Below are 22,359 nucleotides of genomic sequence, written 5' to 3'. Positions count from 1 at the left end.
GCGCGGTATGTCGCTTCGTGATCTCAGGCGTCAAGTGGGACAGTTGGCCATCATCGGCTTCCCCGGACACACGGTGCCCGCCGACGTGAAGCGGCTGGCGGCGTCGTTTGATCTTGGCGGTGTGATCTACTTTTCCCGCAACGTCGCCGAGCCTGCGCAAGTGCGTGAACTGTCGCGCGAATCGGCGTCACTCGCGCGCGAGTGGCCGCTGTGGATCAGCGTCGATCAGGAGGGAGGGCGGGTGGCGCGTTTGCGCAGGCCCTTCACCGAATGGCCCCCGATGATGACGCTGGGACGCAGTGGGGATGCGGCGCTGGCCGACGAGTTTGGCGCCGCGCTTGCGGCCGAGTTGCGCGCGGTGGGCGTGAACCTCGATTACACGCCGGTGCTCGACATTCACACGAACTCCCAGAATCCGATCATCGGCGATCGCGCATTCGGCACCACGCCCGAGGTAGTGGCGTCGTTCGGCGCCGCGCTCATCAGCCGCCTGCACGCCTCGGGCATCGTCGCCTGCGGAAAACACTTTCCCGGGCACGGCGACACAAGCACGGATTCACATCTTGAACTCCCGCTGGTAGAGCACGCGCCGGATCGACTCGATCGGGTGGAATACGTGCCCTTTCGCGCGGGGATTGCCGCTGGCCTGGCGACCATCATGACTGCGCACGTGCTGGTGCCGTCGATTGACCCCGACCTGCCGGCCACGTTGTCCCGTGCGGTGGTGGATGGGGTGCTCAAGAAGTCATTGGGCTTTGACGGTCTCGTGATCAGTGACGACCTGGGCATGAAGGCGGTGGCCGCCACCTGGCCGTTGCCCGACGCCATGGTTGCGGCGTTGCAGGCGGGCTGCGACAGCGTGCTGCTCTGCAACTCCACGCAGGACGAGCAAGTGGACGCGCTCGAGGCCGTCATCCATGCCATGGAGTCGGGCGTGTTGCCGGTGGCGCGCGTGGAAGATGCGCTCGCGAGGCAGTGGCGCGTGAAGACGCGCTTTGCCGCCGCCCTGCAGGCGCCACCAGCCGCGCTCTCGGCGGTGGGCCTGGAGACCCATCAGCGCATCTCGGACCGCATGGCGGCCTGGCTGTGAGCCCGAGAACCCGGGCAGGGCTGCTGAAGGTGCGACCCGCCGGTCCAGGCAGCCGCATCGGCCTCGTCGCCCCGGCCAGCCCTTGCGACCGCGATGAGTTCGAGAAGGGTGTGCTCGAACTTGAGCGGCTCGGATTCAAGCCCGTTTACGACGAGCGAGTATTTGAGCGCAGGGGTTTTGTTGCCGGTGACCCGGACAGCCGCAAGGCCCAGCTCATGGACTTTTGGCGGCGCGCGGATGTGGACGCGGTGATGGCCCTGAGGGGCGGCTACGGCAGCCTGCAGATGCTGCCGCTGCTGGGCCCGGCCGATGTGGAGACCGCGCGCGAGGCGCGCATGGCGTTCATCGGCTACAGCGATGTCACGTCCCTGCACATCTGGCTGGCATGCCGGGCCGGCATGACGTCCATTCACGGCCCGATGATCGACCGGCGCTTGTCGCTTGGCCCCGACGCGTATGACCCCGTGTCGTTCCTGGCGAGCCTGCAGCCCGAGCCAATGGGCGAACTGCGCCCTGCGGGCGTCGAGGCGCTCAACAGGGGAATTGCCGAGGGGCCGCTGCTCGGCGGGACGTTGACGCAACTGCTGGCCTCGATGGGCACGCCGTGGGCGTTTGACCCGCCGATGGGCCACGTGTTGTTCATCGACGACGTGGGGGAGCGTCCGTATCGGCTGGACCGCATGCTGGTGCAGCTGCGCCAGACCGGCGTGCTTTCGCGGGCATCAGCTGTTGTGTTCGGACAAATGCCGCGCTGCGATGAGCCGGACGGCAGCGTGACCGCCAAATCCACCGTGGCTGATGTGATGTCGGGGTTTGATGGCCCCGTGCTGTTTGGTTTTCCGTCGGGTCACACCACCACGCCGTTGATGACGCTGCCGTTTGGCGTTCACACACGCGTGCTGGCCGAAGGCGTCAACCCCGGCCTCGACATCGAGGAGTCTGCCGTGTACGAGGGAGCCGCATGACTCGAGTCCATTTCATCGGCATCTGCGGCACGGCCATGGCCACGCTGGCCGCGATGCTGAAAACGCGCGGACTGGACGTGCAGGGTTCCGACCACGGCGTGTATCCGCCGATGTCCGACTTCCTCGCGCGGGAACAGATCCGCGTGTTCGACAAATATGACGCGGCCAACATCACCAGCGAGATCGACATGGTGGTGGTGGGGAACGCCATCTCGCGCGGCAACCCGGAACTGGAGGCGGTGCTCGATCGCAAGATGCGGTACTGCTCGCTGCCCGAGGCCATTCGTGAGCATTTCCTCTGGGACCGCCGCTCGATCGTGATCGCGGGCACACACGGCAAGACCACCACCACGTCCATGACGGCCTGGCTGCTGACTTCGGCGGGCGAAGATCCCAGCCTGCTGGTGGGCGGCATCGCGTCAAACTTCGACAGCAGCTATCGATTGGGATCGGGTCGCGACTTCGTGATTGAAGGCGACGAATACGACAGCGCGTTTTTCGACAAGACGGCGAAGTTCCTCAAGTACCTGCCTGATATCGCCGTGATCGGCAACGTCGAATACGACCACGCCGACATTTATCCCGACATGGAAGCGCTGCGCATCGCGTTCCGGCGTCTGGTCAACCTGATTCCGCAGCATGGACTCCTGGTGCTCGGCGCGGATTGCCCCGAAGCGATCGCGCTTGGCCGCATGGCGCGGTCGCCCGTGGAGACGTTTGGTTTCAGCGAAGGCGCCGACTGGCGTGCGGGTGAAATGGAGCCGGTCGGCGACCATACACGTTTCGAAGTCACGTACCGCGGAGACCGGCTCGGCCACTTCGAGGTGCCGCTCTACGGCGCGCACAACGTCCGCAATGCCCTGGCCGCCCTCGCGGTGGGACACGCGGTGGGCGTCTCACACGAGCGGCTCCGCACCGGCCTGCGTGAGTTTCTGGGCGTGCGCCGAAGACTTGAACTGCGCGGGGAAGTGCGCGGCGTGTCGGTCTACGACGACTTTGCGCATCACCCCACGGCGATTCTCGAGACGATTCGCGCGATCAAGTTCACGTATCCCGACAGGCGCGTCTGGGCCGTGTTTGAACCCCGCTCAGCCACGTCGTGCCGGAAAATCTTCCAGGACGACTTCGTGCACGCCTTCCACGAGTCCGGCGCCGACGAAGTGGTGCTGGCCGCCGTGTTCCGGGCGTCGCTGCCCGAAGCCGAACGCCTCTCGGTGGACGACATCGTCAAAGAGCTGGTCCAGCGCGGTGGCCGTGCACGCACGCTGCCAGGCGTCCCCGAGATTGTGGACACCATCGCCCAGGAAGCCCGCGAGGGCGACATCGTCGTCTTGATGTCCAACGGCGGGTTCGACGGAATTCACGAGAAACTGCTCGCTGCCCTCGGGCCCCCTGGGCGTTGACGTGTTGACCATGACCACGGTCACCGGGCAGTTGCAGGCGATTGTCGGGCCCGAGGGTGTGCGTGAGCGCACGCCCCTTGGTGCCCTGACCACGTTCGGCGTGGGCGGTCCTGCCGACTGGTTGGTAGAACCACGCTCGCGGGCGGCGCTTGAAGCGGTGCTGAGGCTTGCCGCACTACACGATCTCCCGGTCACGGTATTGGGTGGAGGCTCCAACGTGCTGGTGGCCGACGCCGGCGTGCGCGGCATGGTCGTGCGCCCGAGGCTGACCGGAATCTCAGAGCCGGTGTCGGGACGTGTCAGGGCCGAGGCCGGCGTCACCATCAACGGTCTGGTGCGTTGGCTGATTGGCCGCGGTCTCGCCGGGCTGGAGGCCTGGGCCGGCACGCCAGGCACCGTGGGCGGCGCGGTGCATGGCAATGCCCACTACGCCGGCCACAACATCAGTGAGCACATCGTCGACGTGGGCCTGCTCTCGCCACGCGGGGTCTTTGGGACCGTCCCTGCCGGCGACATGGGATTTGGATACGATACCAGCCGCCTGTTTGACACTCTCGAGGTGGTGGTCTGGGCCGACGTGCGTGTGTCGGGCGGCGAGCCGGACGCGATGCGGGCAGTGGCGCGAGCGTCGCTGGCGCATCGCAAGCGTACGCAGCCTCTGCACCTGCCAAGCGCGGGATGTATCTTTCAGAACCCCGACCCCACGCGCGATCGGGTACCAATGGGGGTCCCCTGGTCGGCCGGTGCGCTTGTGGATCGTGCGGGGCTCAAAGGGGCGTCGGCGGGTGGTGCGACGATTTCGGCCACGCATGCCAACTTCATCGTGGCCGACAAGACCGCAACGGCCGCGGACATCAGGCGATTGATCGAACGGGCGCGTGAGGCGGTACGACGCCAGTTCGGTGTCGAACTCAGGGACGAAATCGTGTACCTCGGGGAGTGGTGACATGGCGTATCTGGTAGTGCGCGGCGGGGCCCGATTGTCGGGCGAGGTGGCGGTGGACGGCAACAAGAATGCGGCGTTGCCGTTGCTGGCCGCCTGCGTGCTGACGTCCGAAACGTGTGAATTGCGGAACGTGCCGCAGATTCGCGATGTGTCCGTGATGGTCGAGTTGTTACGCTCCCTGGGCGCCACCGTCGAGGGGCTTGGCTCGTCAACCCTGCGCGTCACCTGCGCCAACATTCCGTCGGGCAGCCCGGACGCGACGCTGGTCGGACGTCTGCGCGGCTCCGTGATGCTGATGGGGTCGCTGCTTGCCCGCGTCGGATGGGCCACGCTCGCGGAGCCTGGCGGGGATTTCCCGGCGCGTCGGTCCATCAGCACGCACCTGCGCGCGTTGCAGGCGTTGGGCGCGCGGGTGATCGATCACGCGGCCGACCATCGCCTTGAAGCGCCGTCAGGCCTCAAGGCTGTTTCGATGTACCTGCCTGAGGCCAGCGTGACCGGGACGGAAACCGCCCTCATGGCCGCCGCCGCAGCGGAAGGCACGTCCGAGTTTCGCCACGCGGCCTGTGAACCGCACGTGGTTGAGCTGTGCGAAATGCTCACCGCGATGGGAGCGGTCGTGGAGGGCATCGGCACGAGCACACTGCGGATCACAGGCGCACGCACGCTCAAGGGCGTCGTCCACACGCTGCGTGGCGACTACATCGAGGCGGCAAGCTGGGGTGTGGTGGGCGCGGTCACCGGAGGGGACGTGGTGGTCAGGGGAGCGCGGGCGCTTGACCTGGAGCCCACGGTGTCGGTGCTGGCCGACATGGGCCTCGACTGCGACCTGCGAGACAACGAGTTTGTGGTGCGGCCGTCTTCGCTCCGTGCCGTGAAGCGCATTGCCACCGGCCTCTGGCCGGCGTTTCCGTCCGATATCGTTTCGCTCGTCACGGTGCTGGCGACACAGGCGGAAGGACGAACGCTGCTGCACGACTGGATGTACGAACTGCGGCTCTTCGCGCTTGAGCAACTCAGTTCGATGGGCGCCGATCTCTTCCTCTGCGACTCCCACCGCATCATCGTTTCGGGCAAGACGCCGCTGCGCGGCCGCACGCTGGACAGCCGCGACATCCGCTCGGGCATGGCGCTCATCGCCGCCGCTCTTGCCGCCAAAGGCGAAAGCCGGATCCTGGAAATCGAGACTGTTGAGCGGGGGTACGCGCATCTCGTGGAGCGCCTGCGCGGCCTCGGCGCCGACGTGGAACGCCGCGACTAGAGCGAGTCGCCGGGTCTAAAGACCCGGCCTCCGAAGAGCGGCCCGGCGTCCGAGGAACGACCGGGATCCGAGGACGGGCGATTGTCTTCGGAGGCCGGGTCTTTAGACCCGGCATATTGCGAGGCCGCGCAGCGTTACTCGAAGCGCAGCGCTTCGATCGGATCCAGCGCTGCGGCTTTGCGCGCCGGATAGTAGCCGAAGAAGATGCCGATGCCGGCGGCGACGCCGAATGCCAGGATGATCGTGTCGGTTGGCACGACGGCGGGCCAGGCCTGGAACCACTTCATGAACTCTGCAGCGCCGAAGCCGGCGGCAATACCGAGACCGCCGCCCACAAGGCTGATGAGCACTGCTTCGACCAGGAACTGGTAGAGCACGTCTGAGCCGCGGGCCCCGATGGCCATGCGCAGGCCAATCTCGCGCGTGCGCTCGGTCACCGAGACCAGCATGATGTTCATGATGCCGATGCCGCCCACCAGCAGCGAAACGCCGGCGATGGCGGCAAGCAGGGAGGTGAGCGTACTGGTGGCCTGGGTCCGCATGGCCACCATGTCGTCGGCGGTCTGCACACGGAAGTCATCCTCCATGCCGGGACCAATGTCGTGGCGCACGCGCAGGGCCTCGCTGACGGCAGCCGCGGTCTGCGCAATGCGATCGCCAGACCTCGCCGATGCCAGGATGTAGTTCAGGTGCTGCTGGCCCAGGAGTTTCTTCTGCACCGTGGTGTAGGGCATGAACACCTGGTCGTCCTGATTCTGTCCGCTTGACGACGCCCCTTTCGGGGCCATCACGCCAATGACCTTGACCACGTGGTTGCGGACGCGCACAAACTGACCGGTCGGATCGACGTCCTGTCCGTAGAGCAGGTCGGCCACGTTGACGCCGAGCGCGATCACCTTTGCCGCCGTCTGCACATCCTGTTCGCTGAAAAACGAGCCGTATTTCATCGGCCAGGTCTTGACCTCGATGAAGTCAACGTTGGTGCCGACAATCGAAGAGTTGGTGTTCTGCGTGCCGGCCACGATCTGCTGTCGCGAGGTGACCGACTCGGCCACGGCGGTGACGTCGGGCAACGCACGGAGCGCCACGGCGTCTTCGGGCATCAGGCGTGCCGACGAGCCCTGCCCCATGCTGACGCCCATCGTCATCATGTTGCCGGGGAAGACCGTGACCATGTTGGTGCCGGCGCCGCGAATCTGGTCCTCGATCGAGGACTGCGCCCCCCGGCCCAATGCCACCATGGTGATGACGGCGCCCACGCCAATGATCATGCCCAGCATGGTCAGCATGGTCCGCATCTTGTTGCGGTTCAGGGCCTTTATGGCGATACGGAGAGTCATCAATACAGACATAGGTGCGGCCTATTTAATGATGACATCCCTCGGTGGCGCAATAGGCGTCAGCTCAATCGGGAGGGCGCCGCTGCCGTCGTTGCGGATGCGGAAGGGGCGAAGGTCTTCGTCAGTCAGATCCAGCACCCGCACGATATGAGGCGTGAGGGTGAGGACGATGTCGGTTTCCTGGGTTTCGCGTTTGTTGCGGCCGAAGAGGCGCCCGATGATCGGCAGGTCCGAGATGCCAGGAATGCCGTTCATGACGGTCCGTTCGGTGTCGCGGATCAACCCCGCAATGATGTTGGTTTCGCCGTCCTTGAGACGCACCGTGGTCAGTACCGATCGATTGCCGAAGGTGGGGTAGCCCGAGAAGCCGGTGCCGGACACGGTACTCATCTGCAGCTTCACGGTCAGTGTCACGTCGTTGTTCGCGTGAAACCTGGGCGTCACGTCGATGTTGATGCCGATCGGCTCGTAGGTGATGTTCTGGATGGATTGCAGGCTGTTGCCACCCTGCCCGAGGGGCACGATCTGCGAGGTGGGGACGGGAACCCGTTCGCCCATCTCCTCACGCGCGAGCACACCGTCCACGGTGCGGATGTGGGGGTTGGCCAGCGTCCGCGTGTTCGAGTCGGTCTTGAGCAAGCGATAGTAGAGCGCCGGCACGCCCGACATGAGGATGTCGGACTGCGTCAGGTTGCGCAGGCTTCGCAGTGTGAGCGGTTGATCGGTGCTGACTACGCCGTCGATGCCCGTCGTCCCCGGCGATGCAATCTGCAGCCCGTAGTCGCGCATGCTCGTGCGATCCACTTCGAGGATCTCCACGTCAACAATGACCTCGGCTTTGGCCTTGTCGATGGCGCCCAGGAGCCGCGCCACCGCATCAAGACGCTCGGGCGTGTCTCGAATCGTCAGCGTATTCGTGCTGACCGGTTGAATACTTCTGATGTCGGCCACCACCCGAAGCAGATCGACCACTTCCTTCATGTCCAGGTTGCTGACAAAGAAGGTGCGAATCTGCTCTTCGGTGTACTCGCGGCGCTTGTTCGGATTGTCGGGGATGACGGTGATGGTCTTGGGCGCCGTGATCTTGTAGAACGTGCGCGTGTTCTGGGCCACCGCGTCGAGCGCCTGGCGCACCGTCGGTTCCTTCAAGCTGATCGAAACGGGCGCATCCTGAAACTGGGGATCGAACACCAGGCTGAAACCCGCCAGCTTGCCCAGCATCGTGTAGACCTGCCGGCTGGTGGACTGCGCGCCGGTGTCGATCGCTGCGGGCATCGGCGCATCGGGCAACTCAAATCCGCTCGGCGGTAGATTGCGCGTGCGCGTCAGAACCGACTCGAGCGCGGTCTCGCCTTCGGCGGGCGCTGCCAGTTTGGCCCGCTGGGCCGCACGGGCCACCCGCAGGTCGTCTTCAATCACGCCGCTGGTGGGGTTGAGTTCGTACGCCACCTGCAACTCCACCACCGCATCGTCATACCGGCCCTGTGAGAAGACGCGACGGCCGCGACCCAGGTGTACTTCCGACGCGCGCAGCTTGGCGCGCTCAAGCCCCAGTCGCGCTTCGCGATTGTCGGGTTCAGCTCTGACGATGCGTGAGTAGTGAGCCACCGCCAGGTCGAAGTCCTGCGCCTGTTCGGCGTTTTGCGCCTGTCGCATGCCGCCGGCAGTGGCGCACGCGGCCACCACGGTCAGCATCACGCAGACGAGCAGAAGGCGAGAAGTCCGGCTACTTCCCGCGCCCGGTTTCGATGACATGAGTGTTCCTTGGGAACGTGAAGCGGAAGTCTGACTCTTTCAACCCGGTGTTCTCACGCAGGTTGGTGAAACGGAAAACGAAGGAGCCGCCCAGATGGTCTGCGGTGCCCAGGCCCCGGAAGGCGAGCGTCTGTCGATCCACGAAGAGGGTGAGGGTGGCGAAGTCTTCCTGGCGTTTGTTGGGCACCAGGTCCAGCTGCCACTCTCCGGCCGGCTGCGTGGCTGGCATCGACGCCTGGAAGTCTTTCACCAGGTCGCCTCGCCCGGCGAGGAAGAGGATGGCGACCGAGAGGTCGTCGCCTTGCGGCATCGGCCCGACCGTGCCGGTGCGATCGGACTGGATGTAGGTCTTGACGGTGACGCCGTCAGCCACAAACGACTTCTTTTGCGGCGGCCCGTACGTCATGAAGACGCGGCCTGGTTTCATGACCTTCAATTCGCCGCGTTCGGTTGTGCGAACGGTGCGAAGCACCGCGCCCTGCACCGTGTGCGTGAAGTCGGCGCGAAAGTCGCGAATGGTGGCGTACCGTTTCTGCAGAGACAGGGCAAGACTCTGCGCTGTCGGCGCCTGGCCGTGAATGGGTGCCGTGGCGAGCGCGCTGAGCGCGATCAGCCCGGCGAACCCCGAAAGGAAGACGGTCGCGGCCCGAGCCTGCATGGGTGAGTTCATACTAGCACCCGGCTCGATATACTGTCGGGGCAGGAGGCGGGTGATGTCGCGTGACTCAGAAAATGCGGTGATGGCGTTCAGGAACGCGTGGCTGGGGGCGGTAACCTCGGCAGGGGAGCTGCAGAAGATGGCTCCGGCGGTTGCAGCCCTGCCGGCCGACACACCTGTAACGTCGCTGGATTTTGACGGGTATCACCGGGTGCTGGCGGCACACGCCAACGCGGTGAACGCCGTGCGCGGCCTGCTGGATGATTTGAAGCCGAAGGAGTAGCCCGCCTTCGCGCTGCGCGCTTCGGCGGGGCTACGGCGAGGCAACTTTTCGCGGCGGAAGTGAGCGGCGAAAAGTTGGTGGACGGCGCGAGGATCGAACTCGCGACCTCTGCATTGCGAACGCAGCGCTCTCCCAGCTGAGCTAGCCGCCCACGTAAGGAACCCCAAGTTTAACGCGACTGACCGCCGCTTGTCTCGCCCTTTCTCGCGATGCGGTCTGCGCGGCGGAACTTCTCCGGAATTTCGCTCCACGTTCGCTGATCGTAGTAGGCCACCGGTTTGACCCCGGGGTGCTCCCGGCGGAAGGTGAAATACCTGCGGCGCAGGCGATCCACGCGCGCGTCAGACGACCGGATTTTTCGGTGAGGGATCTCGTACAGCAGGCGTTCCACTTTCCAGACGTTGCCGGACGACAGCCGCCAGTCGTAGCGGCCCAGCACACGCAGGTCCACCATCCCGTAGGCGGTCACGCGGCCGGTGGTGTCGATGAAGGGGTCGAAGTACGTCAGCGCCATCTGTCGCAGCGACCGGAAGACGGGCTTGCGTCCAAACAGACCGGGGTCGCGCGACTTGGCCACCGATCCCCATCCGGTCCTGGCGCGGTAGACGAAGATCACGTGGTCCAGGCCATCCTCCGACTCCAGGCTCATGACCGTGGGCGGATAGCCGTGTTGTTCCAGAATCACCGCCGCCGTGAGTGCGGCTTCAAGGCAGTGGGCGGCGCGCGTGGCCACCACACTCCGGAAAGTGCGTTGCTGGGGCCCGCCCGGCGGGGGCTCGGTGTTGTAGGTGAGCCCGTTCAGAAACGCCTGCACAAGCTCGGGCGTCGTCAGGCGATCGATCACGCGCCGTTCAGCCGGCGTAAACGCCGATCTGGGCGGCGTGTTACTTGATGACGGCACGCACGTCCGAAAGCACGGCCGACGGCATCCACTCGCTGCCCGAGTAGATCTTGACGATGCGTCCGTCGGCGTCGATGAGGGTGGTGCGCAGGTTGTGGACGACATCGGTGGGGGATGCGTCCTCGCGGATGACGCTGACGCCGAACTTCGCCGCCAGTCGATCAGTGGTGACGCGGTCACCCGTGAGCCACGTCCACACCGCAGGGTCGGTCTGGAAGGTCTTGGCGAAGCCCGCCAGAACGGCCGGGGTGTCGTACTCGGGATCAAACGAGACCGAGATGAGTTTCAAGCGCCCGGCTAACGCGGGATCGGCCGCCAGGCTTTTCTGGATGGCCGCAAAATTCCGGTTCATCGCCGGGCAGAAGTTTGGCAGCGGGCAGCGCGTATAAATGAACGTGAGCAGCACCGGGGTGCCCTTCCATTCAGACAGCGACCGTCGCTGGTCTTGCTGGTCGATGAGCGCGGCGTCGGGCATCAGATCGCCCTCCGCAAGGATGCCGTCGGCCATCGCCGCGGTGTTCGTGTTGTCGGGCAGGGGAGCCGTGCCCACGTGCGTGATGGCCACGAGTTTGCCCACCAGGCCATTCACTTCAAGGGTGGCCGAGATCAGTTCTCCCGGTGTGCGGCCAATCATCAACGTCTTCGTCGCCACCGGGAAGCTCATCGTCATTCCCGGCATGTAGCCCGCGATGTCTTCGTGTTTGATCGCCAGTTCCTGCCGCGCCTCGTGCACGGCGAGGACCTGCCCGGTCAGTTCGTAGCGCTTGGCGGGCGGCTCAGCGGTGCACCCGGAGAGGAAGATGAGCAACGCGGCGGCGGTACGGAGGGCATGGGCCTTAGCCCGTGCCAGGCGAAGGGGCATCACGCCGTGGGGGCGCCGACCAGCCACCCGTCCTTGAGTTCGATGACGCGCGAGCCGTACTCGGCATTGGCTTCCGAGTGTGTGACCTGCACGATGGTGGTGCCGCCCTCGTTGAGCTTGCGGAACAGTTCCATGATTTCGCGGCCCTGGCTCGAGTGCAGGTTGCCGGTGGGTTCGTCGGCCAGGATGATCTTGGGATTGGCGATGACCGCGCGCGCCACAGCCACCAGTTGCTGCTGTCCGCCCGAGAGCTGGTTGGGATACAGGTCCTTCTTGCCGACGATGGCGAAGCGATCGAGGATGTCGCAGACCATGCTGTCGCGCTCGGACTTCTTGATGTCGCGGTACGACAGGGGCACGTCCAGGTTCTCGTAGACGGTCAGGTGGTCGAGCAGGTGATAGCTCTGAAAGACGAACCCAATCCACTTCTTGTGCAGGGCCGCGCGGTCTTTCGCGCTGAGCCGGTGCACGGGCTGACCGCCGAAGTAGTACTCGCCGGTCCAGGCGCTGTCGTGCATGCCGAGGATGTGCAGCAGGGTGGATTTGCCCGCACCCGACGGTCCCATGATCGAGACGAATTCGCCTTCTTTGATATCCAATGTGATGCGCCGCAGCACCCACGAGCGCGAGGCGCCGAGCGCATAGGATTTCTCCAATTGATGGAGCGAAATCAGCACATCCGACGGAGCCAGGTCGTCCACGGGACTCACCGGCTGGGGGGATCGAGAGAAAAACGACATGCCCCGATTCTACCGGGGAACGCCCGCCCGTGTGCGGTCAGATCGGCCGGGCGACGTTCACCGACGCCCGGACGCCGCTGACCGAAACCTGGCGGCATCGTCGCGAACGCCCCCCGTAATCTTCCTGCGTGAGGACAGAGCGATTGCTGGTGAGCGTGGGGGTGTTGGGGGCGCTGGCGGCCATGGCCGCAGTGAATCTCTGGTGGACCCTGGTGACGGGAGGCCTGTGGTGAGAAACAACGTGATGACCGGCGTGGTGCTTGTGGCAGTGGGGCTGATCTTCCTGGCCTCGAATCTGGGGACGTGGCCCGATGTGGACTTTGGGAAACTGTGGCCGTTGATCCTGACCGTCATCGGCGTCGGCAAGTTGGTGGCGCCGGGGGAAGACGGCCGATGGGGTGGGGTGTCGCTGATTCTGATGTCCGGCATCTTTCTGGCACACAATTACCGCGTGCTTCGCCTTCATGACTCCTGGCCGCTGTTTATTGTGCTGGTGGGCCTGTCGATTGTGTTCCACGCGCGCAACTGCAGAGTGAAAGGGGCGCAGTCATGAACATGAACACGACCCAGTCGCCCTGGTCATCCATGTCGCCGAAACCGGGCTTTCGTCTGACCCCGCAGGTCGTGCTTGGTCTGATGATCGTGGCGTTCGGCCTGATTCTGACCGCCGACAACCTGGGTTATGCCGACGCGGGTCACATCCTCCGGTTCTGGCCATTGATGCTGGTGGCCTTCGGCGCCGCCAAATTCCTGCAGAGCGACACCACGGCAGGCAAGGTGCTCGGCGGCGTACTGGTCCTCTTCGGCGTCGGGACGCTCTCTGAAGAGTTCATCGGCTTCTCGTTTGATTTCGACCGCTGGTGGCCGTTGTTCCTGGTCGGCGTGGGAAGTCTGATCATCTATCGCGCGTTCAAGGGTGACGAGTCATGTGCCCCGGCGGCGACCGGTTCCACCGATTCCACCTTCTCCGAAGTGGCCGTCTGGTCGGGCAAAGTGCGGCGCAATACGTCGGCCGCGTTCCGGCGTGCTGACCTCACCGCCATCATGGGTGGGGTGGAGGTGGACCTGCGCGGGGCATCCACCGGTGGGCAGGAAGCCATCATTGACGTCTTCGTCTGGTGGGGCGGCGTCGAAATCACCGTGCCGCCCGACTGGGCCGTGTCCAATCAGGTGGTGGCCATCATGGGCGGCGCCGACGACAGCAGTTCGGGCACACAGGATTCCAAGCACCGGTTGACCGTGCGCGGGTTTGTCGTGATGGGCGGCGTCGAGATCAAGACCAAGTGACCTGATGCAGGCCATCCTGGGAGATCGGCGCCGGCTTCAACTTCACCTCATCGCCTGGGCGTTGGTCGGCACATTGCTGGCATTGCTCGCACGCACCGGGTTCGGCGTGACCTGGCCTCAGGCGCTCGCGTTTGGCGTACCGCTGGGCCTGCTGGCCGCGCCCCTTTCCCTGTCTGCATTGTTTCTGGCGCGCGCCATGCCGCTCACCCGCACGGCCACCTGGCGCGTTGGCGTGAGTGCGGTGGTGGCTTCGGTGATTGCCGCGTCGGTCTGGGCGAGTGTGGGGCGCTGGTGGTGGAGGGTGCTCGATCGCATGGGTGTGCCCGCCGAAGCCGCGTCCTCGCCGTCCTTCATCAGCCTGCTCATGGGGTTCGGTGCGCTCGCGTACCTGCTGTCGGTCACCGTGCACTACGCGTTGCAGGCGGTGGAGGAATCGACGGCATTGGCGCAGCGCGAACTGCAGTCGCAGATTGCCGCCCGTGAAGCGGAGTTGCGGGCGTTGCGCGCCCAGGTGGATCCACATTTTCTGTTCAACAGCCTGAACGCGGTGTCGGGCCTCATTGGTCCCGACCCGACCAAGGCGCGCGAGATGGTGCAACGCCTGGCGGACTTCCTGCGAAGCAGCCTCACGCTCGGCGCGGTGCCGCGAATAGCGCTTGAGCGGGAGTTGGCGCTGGCATCGAGTTATTTGGAGATCGAACGCGTGCGGTTTGGTGATCGATTGAAGGTCCGTATGGATGTGGAACCCGGACTCGCGCACGTGATGGTGCCGCCGTTGTTGCTGCAGCCGCTCGTGGAGAATGCCGTGAGGCACGGCATTGCCACGTGCCTGGACGGCGGCACCATCGAAGTGGAGGCGAGGCGGCGAGGTGAACTGGTCTGGTTGACCGTCACCAATCCGCGCGACCCGGACGGCGGTGGACGCCGTGGCACCGGCTTCGGCCTCGACATCGTCCGGCGCCGATTGAGCGGCGCGTATGGCACACACGCCGCGTTGGCGGTGGAACCGTCGCCCGAGTCCTACCGTGTGTCCATTACCTGGCCCTGGAAACTGTATGAATGAACTGCAAAGTCCGCTGCGCATGGTGATCGTCGATGACGAGGAGCCGGCGCGACTCGCCATGCGCCAGCACCTGGAGACGGTGGGCGACATCGACGTGGTGTGTGAGTGCGCCAACGGCTTCGAGGCCATCAAGGCCGTGGCCGAGCACAAGCCCGACGTGGTGTTGCTCGATGTGCAGATGCCGAAGCTCGACGGCTTTGAGGTGCTCGAGGTCATCGGCCGCGATGTGCCCGTGGTGTTTGTCACGGCGCATGATGATTACGCGCTGCGGGCGTTCGAGGTCCACGCGGTGGACTACCTGCTCAAGCCGTTTTCGTCGCAGCGGCTGCGTGAGGCGCTGGACCGGGTGCGATCGCGTCAGGCAGCGGTTGTGGCGCCGACCGTGTTGCGGGCAGCCGCGCGCCGGCCGGGGATGCCCCTCGACCGCGTCATCATCCGCGATGGCGCTGATGTGCATGTGCTGGTGGTTTCCAAGATCGACTACGTGGAGGCGCAGGACGACTACGTGTCGTTCCACACCGCGGGGAAGTCGCTGCTCAAGGAGCAGACGCTGTCTGAACTCGAGACCCAACTGGATCCACGCCGCTTCGTGCGCATCCACCGGTCGTTCCTGCTGAATATCGACCGGCTCGCCAAGGTGGAGCTGTACGCCAAAGACAGCCGCGTGGCGATTCTCCAGGACGGCACCAAGCTCACGGTCAGCCGATCCGGGTATCAGCGGCTTCAGCAACTGCTGTAGCGCGCGAAAACGACCTCAGAGGTCGTTTCCGGCCGTCCGGAATCGGAAACGACCTCTGAGGTCGTTTTCGCAGTTGACAGGGGCCCGATTGTTAACTAACCATTTAGTTAACATGCCAGCACGCGCCAAGCCAGCCCGAGACGCCGAGGCCTCCCGCGCGCGCGTCTGGTCCGCCGCTGCGACGGAGTTCGCCGCACGTGGCTTCGACGGCGCCAAAGTCGACCGCATCGCCGCCAGTGCCCGCGTCAACAAGGCGATGATCTACTACCACTTCAAGAGCAAGGCCGGGCTCTTCAACGCCATCCTCCACGATACGTTTGCCTCAATCGCCGAAGCCGTGCGCGGTGTGCGGGCCAGTGGCGGCTCGCCCGAGGTGCAGTTGCGTGCCTACGTGCAGGCCATCGCCGGTGTCGCGGTCGACCGGCCGTTTTTCCCCCCCATCTGGCTGCGAGAGGTGGCCGAGGGTGGTCGCCATCTGGATCCGGCCGTGGCTGTCCACTTCCGTGAGGTCCTGAAAATGCTGGGCGAGATCCTTCGCGATGGGACGGCCGCCGGCACCATGCGCCCCGTGAATCCCTTCCTGGTGCAACTCGGCCTTGTGGGCCCGCTCACGCTGTTCATCGCGAGCCGGCCCTTGCGCGACAAGTTCGCCCGGGCCCACGAGGGCCTGGACGTGGAGATTGACGACATGGTGGCTCACCTGCAGGCGATGGTGCTCGGTGGCATTTCGACGACAACAACGGCGAGGAAATCACGATGACTCGGATGTGGATCAGGCGACTGGCGTGGGGTGTGATTCCGGTGATGGGGGCCGCAGGGGCCGCATGCTCGGGAACGACCACCGAGGCGACGCCACATGCGTCGGGGTATGTGGAGGCCACGGAAATGCGTGTGGCCTCGAAGGTGCCGGGCCGCGTGTTGACGGTAGCCGTGGCGGAAGGCGATCGGGTGACGGCGGGGCAGACCCTCATTCAGCTGTCGTCCACCGATTCCACGCTGGCTCTTGCCCGCCTCAAGGCCGATCGGGAGCAGGCTGATGCTCAACTGCGCCTGCTGCGTGCCGGTTCCCGCACCGAAGACATCACCCAGGCAGAAGCCCAGGCCGCCGCAGCCGCAAGCGATCGCGCCGCCGTGGCCACGGAACTTGCCGCCGCGAAGGTCGATGCCGAGCGTTTTGAACAACTCGTGCAGAAGCGCGCCGGGTCCGAGAAGCAGCGCGACGACGCGGTGGTGCGGCGCGTGTTGGCAGAGTCCAGACTAAAGGCCGCGGACGACCGCGTGGCCGCTGCCCGCGCGCAGGTGGCACGCCTGAACGCGGGTGCCCGCAGCCAGGAACTGGACGCCGCGCGCGCACGGCTCGCTGCGGTGGACGCCCAGATCGCCACCGTCAACAGCGATGTGGCTGAGACCACCATCACCGCCGCCTCCGACGGCGTCATCTCGTCCCGCCTCGTCGAACCGGGTGAGCTTGTCACCCCCCGCGTCCCCCTCCTCGTCATCGTCGATCTCGACCGCGCGTGGGCGACGGCGTACGTGGAGGAGCCGCGCGTGGCGGCGGTCAAGATTGGCCAGACCGCCACGGTGATTACCGATGCGGGTGACCGGCTGCCTGGCAAGGTGACGTTTGTGTCACCACGTGCCGAGTTCACGCCCCGCAACGTGCAGACAGCCAGCGAGCGCGCGAAGCTGGTGTATCGGGTGAAGGTGGCCGTGGACAACAAGGCCGGGACGTTGAAGCCCGGCATGCCGGTGGAAGTGGACTTCGGGGGCGGGCAGTGACACCGGTACTCGCCCTTGACAGGGTGGTGAAGTCCTTCGGTGGCACGCGTGCGGTGGATGGGCTGTCGCTCGAGGTGGCGCCGGGTGAAATGTTCGGCCTCATCGGGCCAGACGGCGCCGGCAAGACCACCACGCTGCGCATGATGTGCGGGCTGCTGCGGCCCGACTCCGGGGAGGTACGTCTGTTTGACGCCGATCCATTCAAGGTGCGCCGAATCTCGGTGGACTCGGTCGGCTATGTGTCTCAGCGATTCAGCCTCTACGGCGACCTGACCATCGACGAGAACATCGCCTTCTTCGCGCGCCTGCATGGCGTGTCGCATTTTGCCGACAAACGGACGCGGCTGCTGACACTGACGGGCCTGCTGCCATTTCGGGATCGCCTCGCCAGCAAACTGTCGGGCGGGATGAAGCAGAAGCTGGCGTTGGCCTGCACGCTCGTCCACGAGCCGGCATTGCTCATTCTCGACGAGCCGACCACGGGCGTTGATCCCGTCTCGCGTCGTGAATTCTGGAAGCTGCTCAACGAGTTTCGGGCAAACGGACTGACCGCCGTACTGGCCACGCCCTACCTGGACGAGGCTGAGCGGTGCGGGCGCGTGGCCCTTCTGCGCGACGGCAAGGTGCTGGCGCTCGATACGCCCGACGCACTTCGCCGCATGGACCACACGGTGATGCTCGAAGTGATTGCGTCGCCGTCGAGACAGGCGCTGCGCATTCTCAGGGAAAAACTGGGAGACGACGAGGTGTCGTTGTTCGGGGATCGGTTGCACGCGCGCGTGCCGAGCGAAGCGATGGGCACCCAGATCGCGCAATGGCTGAGCGATGCCCAGGTTGACGTCACTCGGGTGAAGGCCATCGTGCCCACACTCGAAGATGTCTTTATTGAACACGTCCGGCAGGGAGCACGCTCATGAATCACGCACAACGCTGTGTCGTCACGCTGACGTTGGCCCTGCTGCCGGCGCTCGCCGCCGCTCAGGCGCCGATGCCCCTCACGCTGGCCGACGCGGTGGCGCGAGGGAAAGCGACCGCGCCGCGGCTGAAAGAGGCCGACGCGCGGGAGGCCGCGGCTGTGGCGTCGCGTGACAGTCGCGCCACACTGGACAAGCCCACCGTCAGCGCGCTGTCGGGCTACGTGCGCACCAATCACGTCCCGGAATACAGCATCCCGCAGGCCGGGGGCGGCACCCGGGTGTTGTTTCCAGACATCCCCGATAACTTCCGCGTCCGCACGGAGCTGCTGTGGCCGGTGTGGACGGGTGGGCGCGTGGATGCGCTGGTGAACTCGGCCGAGGCCGATGTACGCGCTGCGCAAGCCGACGGCCAGGTGGTGGGTGCGGATCTGACCATGGAGATTACGCAGGCGTATTGGGCGCTGGTCACCGGCCGCGAGGCAGTGAAGGTGATCGACCAGAGTCTGGCCCGGACGGATGCCTGGGTGGCCGATGTGCAGGCGCGCCTCGACGCCGGCCTGGTCTCGCCTCACGAAGTGCTCACCGCGAAGGCGCGGCGCGCGCGGGATCTTGTGCAGCGCATCCAGGCCGCGCACGCGGCGGCCACCGCCGAGCGCGAACTGGCGCGGCTCATCGGGATGCCGGGACAGGCGCTCGATCCCGTCTCGCCGATCGATCGGCCGTGGGACGGCCTGTCGGCGTTGACCTCACGGCAGGCCGCCGACGTGGTGGCGCTCGCGCGTGAGTCACGCGCCGAGCGGGGGGCCTTCACCGCGCGGCAGTCGGCGTTCCGATCGGCGGCCGAAGCGGCGATGGCCGCCTCACATCCGCAGGTGGCGGCGTTAGCCGCGGTCGAACCCGCGCGGCCCAATAACCGCTTCGTGCCCCGGCAGAACGCCTGGCACACGTCCTGGGATCTGGGCGTCACCGTGTCCTGGTCGTTGTGGGATGGCGGACGCGCGAAGGCCGACCGCGCGGTGGCGGAAGCACAGGCGCGTGCGTTCGACCATCGCCTGGCCGAGTTCGACGGACGCGTGTCGGTGGACGTCCAGCAGCGGCTGCAGGAAGTGGAAAGCGGAAACGCAGCGATTGCTGCGGCCGGCGAGGCGGTGGCCGCAAGCGCGGAAGCGCACCGGGTGCTGCGCGAGCGCTACGCGGCCGGCGTGGCCACCAGCACGGATGTGCTCGAGGCCCAGGTCGCCCTGCTCGAGGCCGAACTCGAACGGACACGGCTGCTGGCCTCGCTGCGCGTGAGCGAAGCCCGTCTGCGCAGAGCGGTCGGAGTCGACTGACGTGCCCGACCAGAGGGAAGACCAGGTCGCCATTCGCGTCGAGCACCTGACGCGGCGGTTCGGCGCGTTCACCGCGGTCAACGACGTGTCGTTTGAGGTGAAGCGTGGGGAAGTGTTTGGCTTCCTCGGGTCAAACGGTGCGGGCAAGTCCACCACCATCCGCATGTTGTGCGGTCTGCTCAAGCCCACGTCCGGACGTGCCGATGTTGGCGGTATCGATGTGGGCCGCGATCCCGAAGGGGTGAAACGCCGCATCGGCTACATGTCGCAGCGCTTCTCGCTGTACGAGTTACTGACGGTGGACCAGAACATCCGCTTCTACGGCGGACTCTACGGCTTGACGGGCGAGCGGCTGGCGCGGCGCCGGAAATTTACGCTGGAAATGGCGGGCCTCGTCGGCCGCGAAGACGTGCTCACGCGGACACTGTCGGGTGGGTGGCGTCAGCGCCTGGCGCTTGGCTGCGCGCTGCTGCACGAGCCGCCGATTCTGTTTCTGGACGAGCCCACCGGCGGTGTGGATCCCGTGTCACGACGGGACTTCTGGCGTCTGATCGACGACCTGGCGCGGGCCGGCACCACCGTGCTCGTGACCACGCACTATCTGGACGAAGCCGAACGGTGCGATCGCGTCGCCATCATTCACGGCGGTCGGATTGCGGCGATGGGCCCGACGCGCGAACTGAAAGTCGCGCTCGCCGCCCGCCGTGAGCGAGCCCCCCAGACAGGGCGAGTCGAACGGGACGTGCTTCCCACGCTTGAAGACGTCTTCATCGACGTGGTCACCGATGCCGCCGCCACGGGGGATGCCGCATGAACCATCTCTGGGCCGTGGCCATCAAGGAACTGCGCCAGATTCAGCGCGACCGGCGGACGCTGATGGTCATGTTGTTCCTGCCGGCGTTTTTCCTGCTGCTCTACGGCTACGCGCTCAACTTCGATATTCGCCATGTCGCGCTCGTGGTGCAGGATCGGGACGAGACGGCTGAAAGCCGTCGTCTCGTCTCGCGTTTCGTGGACTCGACGTATTTCGAACTGGTCGGCACGGCTTCGTCGGACGCCGAGATCGGGCGGGCGCTTGATTCCGGTGCTGCGCGCGCGGTGCTGGTGATTCCCGAAGGATTCGGCAACGACCTCGCGCAGCGTTTGCCGGTGACCGTGCAGGTGCTGCTCAACGGCGACAATGCCAACACCGCCACAACCGTACTGGGCTACACCACGGCCGTGCTGCGCGAAGCGTCAATCCCGGCAGGCGCGAGCGTGACCACGCGGCTGGCAATGGTGGAGCCGCGCATCTGGTACAACCCTGAACTGCGCAGCACGTTGTTCCTGGTGCCCGGTCTGATCGCCTACATCTCCATGATTACCGCGGTGGTGTCCACGGCGCTCTCGATTGTGCGCGAGAAGGAAAGCGGCACCATGGAGCAGATTCGCATGGCGCCCATCTCGACGCCCGCGTTCATCATGGGCAAGGCCGCGCCCTATCTGGTGCTGTCACAAATTTCCGGCATCCTGGTCATTCTCGCCGCGATGGCGCTGTTCGGGTTGCCCATGCACGGCAGTTGGATCGCACTCAATCTGGTGCTCGGGGTATTTCTAGTCGGCGCCATCGGCACGGGATTGCTCGTCTCGACGATTGCTGAAACCCAACAAGTGGCGTTTCAGATCGGAAGCCTCGTGGCGTTTCTGCCGACCTTTATCCTGTCGGGTTTCATCTTCCCGATCGCCAGCATGCCGATCGGCCTCCAGTACGTGAGCACCGCTGTGCCGGCGAAGTACTTTTTGGTGGCGCTGCGCGGCATCGTGCTGAAGGGCTCGGACCTGGCCACAGTGTGGCCGTCAGTCGCGGCGCTGGCGGTGTATGCAGTTCTGGTGATGGCACTCGCTTCACTGCGATTGGCGAAGCGATGATCGGCCGCGTCATGGCACTCATGTGGAAGGAGTTCCTGGAACTCCGGCAAGACCCGCGCCTGGCCGGCATCATCCTTGTGGCGCCGATCCTCCAGCTGACCATGCTCGGATACGCGGCCACGACCGATGTGCACGATGTGCCAATCGTGATCGTGGACGGCGACCGGTCGTCGCAGAGCCGGGCGCTCGTGGAGCGCTTTGCCGCGTCGCCGTATTTCAAGGTCGTCGATGAGTTCCTCAGCCCGAATGACGTGGATCAGTCCTTGGCGCGGGGGCGCGCCTGGTTGGGTGTCATCGTGCCGATTGGATTCGGGGACTCGCTGCAGGGGCAGGGACCGGCGAGTGCCAGGACCGTGCAGGTGCTGGCCGACGGCACCGACGCGAACTCGTCGGGTGTAGCGCTCGCGTACGCCGCGGGGCTCGTCAGCGAGTTTAATGCGGCGCTCGTGGCTGAGCAGGTGCTCCTGGGCGGCGGTGCGGCTCCCGGTGGAATCACCGGGGCCGTTCGCGTCTGGTATAACCCGGAGCTCCTCAGCAAAGACTTCATGGTGCCCGGCGTACTGGCCCTGCTGTTGCTGCTCATCACCACCAACATGTCCGCGATGGCCATCGTTCGAGAGCGTGAGCTGGGGACGTTGGAGCAGCTGCACGTGACTCCGCTTGGCCGCTTCGAACTCATTCTTGGCAAGTTGCTGCCGTACGGCGTCGTGGGGTTCATTGACGTGCTGCTCGTGATGGCCGTGGCGGTGTTCTGGTTCGAGGTGCCGATGCTGGGCAGCCCGGCGCTCCTGCTGGCTGCGAGCGCGGTCTATGTTCTGTGCACGCTGGCGCTCGGCCTCTTCATCTCGACCATCTCGCACACACAGCAGCAGGCGATGATGACCGCGATGTTCTTTTTCCTGGTGCCGATGATTTATCTCTCAGGGTTCATTTTTCCCATCGAGAACATGCCGGTGGTCATCCAGTGGGTGACGACGGTGATTCCGTTGCGGTACTACCTGGTCATCGTGCGCGGCATCTTCCTCAAGGGCGTGGGGTTCGACCTGTTGTGGCCGCACTTCGCGGCCCTGGCCGTCTGGGGCGTGGTGGTGCTTGCGCTGGCCACGGCCCGGTCGCACAAGACGGAGTAAT

General features: G+C 65.5%; 23 protein-coding genes and 1 tRNA gene. 17 read left to right on the top strand and 7 right to left on the bottom strand.

What is annotated here, in order from left to right; translation table 11 throughout:
* Positions 1-7 precede the first annotated feature (7 nt).
* The 5 genes from nagZ to murA are packed head-to-tail and all read left to right on the top strand — an operon-like array spanning position 8 to position 5,665.
* Positions 8-1,090 (top strand): beta-N-acetylhexosaminidase, encoded by a 1,083-nt coding sequence (nagZ, locus tag IPL75_12185; protein ID MBK9240995.1) that lies wholly within the window; start codon positions 8-10, stop codon positions 1,088-1,090.
* Positions 1,087-2,055: an LD-carboxypeptidase gene (locus tag IPL75_12180; GenBank protein MBK9240994.1), complete on the top strand. Its 969-nt coding sequence runs from the start codon at positions 1,087-1,089 to the stop codon at positions 2,053-2,055. The genes nagZ and IPL75_12180 overlap by 4 nt, the downstream gene beginning before the upstream one ends.
* Complete coding sequence (gene mpl / locus IPL75_12175; protein MBK9240993.1) at positions 2,052-3,458, top strand: UDP-N-acetylmuramate:L-alanyl-gamma-D-glutamyl-meso-diaminopimelate ligase; 1,407 nt, start codon at positions 2,052-2,054, stop codon at positions 3,456-3,458. The genes IPL75_12180 and mpl overlap by 4 nt, the downstream gene beginning before the upstream one ends.
* 10 nt (positions 3,459-3,468) lie before the next feature.
* The gene (murB, locus tag IPL75_12170; GenBank protein ID MBK9240992.1) at positions 3,469-4,404 is read left to right on the top strand and encodes a UDP-N-acetylmuramate dehydrogenase; all 936 of its coding nucleotides are present in this window, start codon (positions 3,469-3,471) and stop codon (positions 4,402-4,404) included.
* Position 4,405: 1 nt separating this feature from the next.
* Positions 4,406-5,665: a UDP-N-acetylglucosamine 1-carboxyvinyltransferase gene (gene murA / locus IPL75_12165; protein MBK9240991.1), complete on the top strand. Its 1,260-nt coding sequence runs from the start codon at positions 4,406-4,408 to the stop codon at positions 5,663-5,665.
* Between the two features lie 134 nt (positions 5,666-5,799).
* On the opposite strand, the gene IPL75_12160 is transcribed toward murA, so the two are convergent.
* From IPL75_12160 to IPL75_12150, 3 genes are read right to left on the bottom strand one after another with little or no spacing between them, the layout of a single operon-like run.
* A complete protein-coding gene (locus tag IPL75_12160) occupies positions 5,800-7,005 on the bottom strand; it encodes an ABC transporter permease (protein ID MBK9240990.1) in 1,206 nt (401 codons plus the stop codon).
* A gap of 21 nt (positions 7,006-7,026) precedes the next feature.
* Complete coding sequence (locus tag IPL75_12155; protein MBK9240989.1) at positions 7,027-8,703, bottom strand: hypothetical protein; 1,677 nt, start codon at positions 8,701-8,703, stop codon at positions 7,027-7,029.
* A 28-nt stretch (positions 8,704-8,731) separates the two neighbouring features.
* Positions 8,732-9,418, bottom strand: coding sequence for an outer membrane lipoprotein carrier protein LolA (locus tag IPL75_12150; GenBank protein MBK9240988.1), 687 nt, complete (start codon positions 9,416-9,418; stop codon positions 8,732-8,734).
* 55 nt (positions 9,419-9,473) lie between these two features.
* Between IPL75_12150 and IPL75_12145 the strand changes: the two genes are divergently transcribed.
* On the top strand, positions 9,474-9,701 hold the full coding sequence (locus IPL75_12145; GenBank protein ID MBK9240987.1) for a hypothetical protein: 228 nt from the start codon (positions 9,474-9,476) through the stop codon (positions 9,699-9,701).
* A 75-nt stretch (positions 9,702-9,776) separates the two neighbouring features.
* On the opposite strand, the gene IPL75_12140 is transcribed toward IPL75_12145, so the two are convergent.
* The 4 genes from IPL75_12140 to IPL75_12125 all read right to left on the bottom strand — a co-directional run bounded on the left by IPL75_12140 (position 9,777) and on the right by IPL75_12125 (position 12,204).
* Positions 9,777-9,852: transfer RNA gene (locus IPL75_12140), tRNA-Ala, on the bottom strand.
* Positions 9,853-9,870: 18 nt separating this feature from the next.
* Positions 9,871-10,602, bottom strand: a complete 732-nt coding sequence (locus IPL75_12135) for a hypothetical protein (GenBank protein MBK9240986.1) — start codon at positions 10,600-10,602, stop codon at positions 9,871-9,873.
* The gene (locus IPL75_12130) at positions 10,586-11,467 is read right to left on the bottom strand and encodes an SCO family protein (GenBank protein ID MBK9240985.1); all 882 of its coding nucleotides are present in this window, start codon (positions 11,465-11,467) and stop codon (positions 10,586-10,588) included. Before IPL75_12130 ends, IPL75_12135 begins: the two co-directional genes overlap by 17 nt.
* Positions 11,464-12,204 (bottom strand): ABC transporter ATP-binding protein, encoded by a 741-nt coding sequence (locus IPL75_12125; GenBank protein MBK9240984.1) that lies wholly within the window; start codon positions 12,202-12,204, stop codon positions 11,464-11,466. The genes IPL75_12130 and IPL75_12125 overlap by 4 nt, the downstream gene beginning before the upstream one ends.
* A 229-nt stretch (positions 12,205-12,433) precedes the next feature.
* On the opposite strand from IPL75_12125, the gene IPL75_12120 reads away from it, so the two are divergent.
* The 11 genes from IPL75_12120 (at position 12,434) to IPL75_12070 (ending at position 22,358) form a co-directional block, all read left to right on the top strand.
* A complete protein-coding gene (locus tag IPL75_12120; protein ID MBK9240983.1) occupies positions 12,434-12,757 on the top strand; it encodes a hypothetical protein in 324 nt (107 codons plus the stop codon).
* 2 nt (positions 12,758-12,759) lie between these two features.
* Positions 12,760-13,491 (top strand): hypothetical protein, encoded by a 732-nt coding sequence (locus IPL75_12115; GenBank protein ID MBK9240982.1) that lies wholly within the window; start codon positions 12,760-12,762, stop codon positions 13,489-13,491.
* Positions 13,492-13,495: 4 nt separating this feature from the next.
* Positions 13,496-14,554 (top strand): histidine kinase, encoded by a 1,059-nt coding sequence (locus tag IPL75_12110; GenBank protein MBK9240981.1) that lies wholly within the window; start codon positions 13,496-13,498, stop codon positions 14,552-14,554.
* A gap of 13 nt (positions 14,555-14,567) precedes the next feature.
* Positions 14,568-15,293, top strand: a complete 726-nt coding sequence (locus IPL75_12105; protein ID MBK9240980.1) for a response regulator transcription factor — start codon at positions 14,568-14,570, stop codon at positions 15,291-15,293.
* A 112-nt stretch (positions 15,294-15,405) separates the two neighbouring features.
* The gene (locus IPL75_12100) at positions 15,406-16,053 is read left to right on the top strand and encodes a TetR/AcrR family transcriptional regulator (GenBank protein MBK9240979.1); all 648 of its coding nucleotides are present in this window, start codon (positions 15,406-15,408) and stop codon (positions 16,051-16,053) included.
* Positions 16,050-17,072: an efflux RND transporter periplasmic adaptor subunit gene (locus tag IPL75_12095; GenBank protein ID MBK9240978.1), complete on the top strand. Its 1,023-nt coding sequence runs from the start codon at positions 16,050-16,052 to the stop codon at positions 17,070-17,072. The genes IPL75_12100 and IPL75_12095 overlap by 4 nt, the downstream gene beginning before the upstream one ends.
* Positions 17,069-17,989 (top strand): ABC transporter ATP-binding protein, encoded by a 921-nt coding sequence (locus tag IPL75_12090; protein ID MBK9240977.1) that lies wholly within the window; start codon positions 17,069-17,071, stop codon positions 17,987-17,989. Before IPL75_12095 ends, IPL75_12090 begins: the two co-directional genes overlap by 4 nt.
* Entirely contained in the window at positions 17,986-19,320 is a 1,335-nt protein-coding gene (locus tag IPL75_12085; GenBank protein ID MBK9240976.1) for a TolC family protein, read from the top strand. The genes IPL75_12090 and IPL75_12085 overlap by 4 nt, the downstream gene beginning before the upstream one ends.
* 1 nt (position 19,321) lies before the next feature.
* Positions 19,322-20,134 (top strand): ABC transporter ATP-binding protein, encoded by an 813-nt coding sequence (locus tag IPL75_12080; protein MBK9240975.1) that lies wholly within the window; start codon positions 19,322-19,324, stop codon positions 20,132-20,134.
* On the top strand, positions 20,131-21,228 hold the full coding sequence (locus IPL75_12075; protein ID MBK9240974.1) for an ABC transporter permease: 1,098 nt from the start codon (positions 20,131-20,133) through the stop codon (positions 21,226-21,228). The genes IPL75_12080 and IPL75_12075 overlap by 4 nt, the downstream gene beginning before the upstream one ends.
* Positions 21,225-22,358, top strand: coding sequence for an ABC transporter permease (locus tag IPL75_12070; GenBank protein MBK9240973.1), 1,134 nt, complete (start codon positions 21,225-21,227; stop codon positions 22,356-22,358). Before IPL75_12075 ends, IPL75_12070 begins: the two co-directional genes overlap by 4 nt.
* The last annotated feature ends 1 nt before the right edge of the window (position 22,359 follow it).

The organism is Acidobacteriota bacterium (genome assembly GCA_016716905.1).
Taxonomy (GTDB): Bacteria; Acidobacteriota; Vicinamibacteria; order Vicinamibacterales; family SCN-69-37; genus SYFT01.
The sequence above is the reverse complement of the archived record's forward strand: the minus strand, read 5'-3'. Positions and strand labels throughout refer to the sequence as shown.

Coding starts and splice junctions, on each gene's coding strand:
- nagZ (MBK9240995.1), top strand. CDS start 8: ATGTCGCTTCGTGATCTCAGGCGTCAAGTGGGACAGTTGGCCATCATC.
- mpl (MBK9240993.1), top strand. CDS start 2,052: ATGACTCGAGTCCATTTCATCGGCATCTGCGGCACGGCCATGGCCACG.
- murB (MBK9240992.1), top strand. CDS start 3,469: ATGACCACGGTCACCGGGCAGTTGCAGGCGATTGTCGGGCCCGAGGGT.
- murA (MBK9240991.1), top strand. CDS start 4,406: ATGGCGTATCTGGTAGTGCGCGGCGGGGCCCGATTGTCGGGCGAGGTG.
- IPL75_12160 (MBK9240990.1), bottom strand. CDS start 7,005: ATGACTCTCCGTATCGCCATAAAGGCCCTGAACCGCAACAAGATGCGG.
- IPL75_12150 (MBK9240988.1), bottom strand. CDS start 9,418: ATGCAGGCTCGGGCCGCGACCGTCTTCCTTTCGGGGTTCGCCGGGCTG.
- IPL75_12145 (MBK9240987.1), top strand. CDS start 9,474: ATGTCGCGTGACTCAGAAAATGCGGTGATGGCGTTCAGGAACGCGTGG.
- IPL75_12125 (MBK9240984.1), bottom strand. CDS start 12,204: ATGTCGTTTTTCTCTCGATCCCCCCAGCCGGTGAGTCCCGTGGACGAC.
- IPL75_12115 (MBK9240982.1), top strand. CDS start 12,760: ATGAACACGACCCAGTCGCCCTGGTCATCCATGTCGCCGAAACCGGGC.
- IPL75_12110 (MBK9240981.1), top strand. CDS start 13,496: ATGCAGGCCATCCTGGGAGATCGGCGCCGGCTTCAACTTCACCTCATC.
- IPL75_12100 (MBK9240979.1), top strand. CDS start 15,406: ATGCCAGCACGCGCCAAGCCAGCCCGAGACGCCGAGGCCTCCCGCGCG.
- IPL75_12095 (MBK9240978.1), top strand. CDS start 16,050: ATGACTCGGATGTGGATCAGGCGACTGGCGTGGGGTGTGATTCCGGTG.
- IPL75_12085 (MBK9240976.1), top strand. CDS start 17,986: ATGAATCACGCACAACGCTGTGTCGTCACGCTGACGTTGGCCCTGCTG.
- IPL75_12075 (MBK9240974.1), top strand. CDS start 20,131: ATGAACCATCTCTGGGCCGTGGCCATCAAGGAACTGCGCCAGATTCAG.
- IPL75_12070 (MBK9240973.1), top strand. CDS start 21,225: ATGATCGGCCGCGTCATGGCACTCATGTGGAAGGAGTTCCTGGAACTC.